The sequence below is a fragment of the Methanobrevibacter sp. genome (genome assembly GCF_045646045.1).
GTDB lineage: Archaea > Methanobacteriota > Methanobacteria > Methanobacteriales > Methanobacteriaceae > Methanocatella.
The window spans coordinates 1-2,970 of sequence record NZ_JAZRJY010000124.1 but is presented as its reverse complement, the minus strand read 5'-3'; the positions used below and the strand labels follow the sequence as shown (position 1 = coordinate 2,970).

Here is a 2,970-nt window from a genome sequence, read left to right as displayed (position 1 = left end):
TCACTTCAAAATCAATTCGCAAAATAGGGAATTAAACTTAATTTTAAAGATTATCATTAATTGATTTTTGAAAAAATGAGTCTGTAAAATTTTACAGACCAAAAAAATAAATAATATTTAATAATAGGACATCGATGAAATTAATTACTGTGATTAAAAATATAGTTATATATGAACATTAAAGCACCAATAATTATGGAGTTAATTTTCATCGTGATTGCTGTTTTGGTATATAGTACAACTTCCAACACATTTTTCATATTCAATTTCTTATATATTGGAACTGCAATAGCTGTTGGACTGTTCATGATGGCTAAAAATAACAAATACGCAAGAAACCTGATTATGCTTGCAGTTGGATGTTATCTGTTTATTTATGTTGGCATTTTAGGTCATGAAAACTTGTCCCTGTCCGGATTTTGGTATTATTTGTGTTTAGGTGTTTTCGAAGGTGCCGTTATTCATTTTCTAATTGCAAAAATTCTTGGGCCATTACTGTTTGGCCGTGGATGGTGCGGCTATGCCTGCTGGACAGCAATGATATTGGATCTGCTGCCTTACAAAACTCCTCAAAACGAAAGAAAAAACTGGGGGTATGTCAGATGCATATTATTTGCAGCAATATCATGCGGTGTATGTTCACTATTCGTTTTTAAAGTTGCCAATCTTGATTCAATAATATTTTTCCTGTTTATTATAGGAAATGTAATTTATTATATTCTTGGAATTGCTCTGGCATTTTATCTTAAAGATAATCGTGCATTCTGCAAATATGTATGTCCGATTACTGTATTTTTAAAGATTTCAAGCTATTTTTCACTTTTAAGAGTTAAAGTTAATGAAAATAAATGCATCAGTTGCGGCAAATGTGAAAGGGCATGTCCGATGGATGTTGAAATGTTAAACAATTCCAGAAAAAGAGAAAATGGTACAGAATGCATATTATGCCTTGAATGTGTTCACAGCTGTCCAAATGATGCCCTGAAATTATGAACCCCTTTAATTTGAAAAATTAAGTATTTTCAGTCATCATTTTTTTGTTTTAATTTCTTCAAGTAAAATCCAAAACAAAAAAAAAAGAAAATGGTTTTAGATTATTTAATCCCAAACCATAGTTAATTTATTTGAAACATTAAACCCATTGTAAAGTGAATTTATAATGTATTCACCATGCATTAAATTAGTATTTAATACAGATAATCCTTTAATATCCTGCATTATATTGTAAATTGCACCCGTATCATTGAATTTTACCAAATCTCCGGTTTGAATAACACCACTATTTTGAATAGTGAATGATTTAATAAAATTATCTGCATAATTATCATAAGGATTATTTAATGGGTTTGAATCTTCATGCATCTCATTAAACCATACTGCATTCCATTCAACAAGTAAATCTTTGGAGAAATCTGGTGAAGCTGTTCCCCACCAATTATTTTTAATTTCACCGTATTTACCTTTATTATAAACAGCTTGTCCTTCATCACCTGCATGATTATTAATAAAGGAATTATAATCTTTAAAAGTTAAAACGGAATTGGAACTACCTGAATAAATCGCTCCTCCTTCATCAGCGGCATAATTATCTTTAAAAGTACAACAGGAAAAGGTTATGTGATTTTCATTGTTAATATAAATTGCTCCACCATCATCGTCTTTAGCCTGATTACCAATGAAAATACCATATATTACATCAGTATTGAACTTATTTGTATAAATTGCACCACCCGGATTATCTTCAGCATAATTGCCGACGAAATATGACATTGATTCTACCCATGTTACAGTATCAGAACATATTGCTCCACCGTAATCTTCTGCATGATTATTAATAAATGTTGAATTATCAACTTTAACATCATGTTCACTATTTATAGCACCGCCACAGCATTGAACATATAATTCATCAGATGCAATGTTACTATCAAAAATGGACTTTTTAACAGCCACATTACTTTTACTGCAGATTGCACCACCAACAACATTAGCAAAATTAAATTTAAATAGTGAATCTACAACATTCACATTATCCTCACCATAGATTGCTCCACCATCATTATTTATAGGAGCATCATCATCCGGAATTGCTTTATTGGACATAAAAGTAGATGAAGCTACAGAAACAACACCTTTAGCATAGATTGCACCACCATTAGCGCAAGCTGTATTAGAATTAAAAAGACTATCGATTATGTCTAAAGAATCAGTAGTGTAAACTGCACCACCATTATCCAGAGCATAATTATTCAAAAATACAGAACCATTAATCATTAAATTATTTTTAGCATAAATTGCACCACCATCACATTCACTAAATCCATATACTCTAACTTTGTTAGAATCAAAACTACAGTTTATTATGTTTAAATATTCTGAGGTATAAATTGCACCACCACACTCATTTGCAGTATTTTTTAAAAAATCACAATTAACAAAGCTGATTGACTTACCGTTGTCGATGTATACTGCTCCACCATCATAATCAGCATGATTATCTTTAAATGTAATCTTATTAAATGTTAAACCATTTGCATTTGAAACATAAACTGCTCCACCATCATTAGATTTACCATTTACAAGCACAATATCATTTAAAACTACATCTTCACCAGTAATTTCAAAAATTGCAGTTTTTCCATTACCGTTTAATACATGACCATTACCATTTATTATTTTACTACCTGAAATATGGACACAATCTTCAGATTCTGTAGCAATAAAATCTTTAGTTAAATTTATAACATCATTATTATTAATTAAACTTTGAATATCACTAAATGAACCAATATCATTCACATCATTATTTACGTTAACATCATCTACAATTACATCTCCCGCAGCAGGTGTAATTTGATCAATTGATTGAATAGTTTGATTATCAACATCACTAGCACAAGCACTAGAAATGGATAAACAAACTAAAATAATTGCCATTAAAAACATTAATTTTGCTTTCATAGTTTTTCA

Annotated in this window: 2 protein-coding genes; one reads left to right on the top strand and one right to left on the bottom strand. The window is 30.1% G+C overall.

The features are described from left to right. The first annotated feature begins 171 nt into the window (after positions 1-171). Complete coding sequence (locus ACKI5C_RS08395; protein ID WP_407432700.1) at positions 172-993, top strand: 4Fe-4S binding protein; 822 nt, start codon at positions 172-174, stop codon at positions 991-993. 105 nt (positions 994-1,098) lie between these two features. Here ACKI5C_RS08395 and ACKI5C_RS08390 read toward each other — a convergent pair whose 3' ends face one another. After that, positions 1,099-2,937, bottom strand: coding sequence for a hypothetical protein (locus ACKI5C_RS08390; protein WP_407432699.1), 1,839 nt, complete (start codon positions 2,935-2,937; stop codon positions 1,099-1,101). Between the last annotated feature and the right edge of the window lie 33 nt (positions 2,938-2,970).